Source organism: Bradyrhizobium sp. P2_E8 (assembly GCF_056403875.1).
The window spans coordinates 1-952 of sequence record NZ_JBFUES010001641.1; the positions used below are offsets into that span (position 1 = coordinate 1).

1 protein-coding gene is annotated in these 952 nt (G+C 59.7%); it reads right to left on the reverse strand.

The window, feature by feature from the left end:
* Positions 1 to 540 precede the first annotated feature (540 nt).
* The coding region (locus AC1D00_RS42925) for an integrase core domain-containing protein (protein ID WP_477014895.1) at positions 541 to 952 on the reverse strand (412 nt) is incomplete at its 5' end.

A 952-nucleotide genomic window follows, 5' to 3' on the forward strand; every position in this document is an offset into this window, starting at 1 on the left:
TGGTTGCGAAGTGTGCAGACGACATCATGACATCGAATGTACAGTTGAGCGCAAAAATCATTGACGACAACACCATCGCGCGAATTTTTCCGGGAATGCCGGAGTTGAGCCTAAATTATTCGCGTTGCCCGACGTGATTGACTCGTATACGGCGGCGCCATTGAAGCCGACGCGACGAATATCAATGGGCGCGCCGACTTCGCGACGATTGACCTGGACGGCGGGCAGCATCTGGTGCGTAAAGCTACTGCTCTCCGGCGGCAACACCAAACACCCATATCGTTGACGGACGTAATCCGCACAAGTCAGACGCGGCTGCATGCAATTCGGTAGCGAACGCGTTAGGCCGGAGAGGCAGATTTGGAATGCCGCTTCTGGCTCCCGCGAGAGCTCGCCGCCATAGTCTCAAGAAGACAAACCCTTGAGTTAGGCCGCGGTCATACACTGCCTCGTCGCTGCATAGGGTAGCGTATCGACAGAAGCACAGTTGCAAGTATCAGCGCGATCCGTGATGTGGACCGATGACCTTGCCCCCAAGTTTTATCCAGTCCTGAGTTCGCCCCGGCTGTTGGATTTGCCCGGTTGGGCGGTGGCAGCGGCGGGAGCTGGCGCGGAGCCCTCGGCATAGCGCAGCGCCAGCTCCCGGCGCGGGTGGCAGGTGAAGGCGAACTCGGACGGCGTCTTCCATCCGAGCTGCGAGTGTGGTCGTGCCTCGTTGTAATCGACCCGCCAGCATCCGAGCGCGACACGGGCCTGGGCCAACGACATGAACAGCGTCTCGTTCAACAGTTCATCGCGCAGCCGGCCGTTGAAGCTTTCAATGAAGGCATTCTGCATGGGCTTGCCCGGCGCGATGTAGTGCCATGCCACGCGGCTCTGATCAGCCCATGTCAGGATGGCGTTGCCGGTGAGCTCGCTGCCGTTGTCGCTGACAACCATCTTCGGCTTGCCG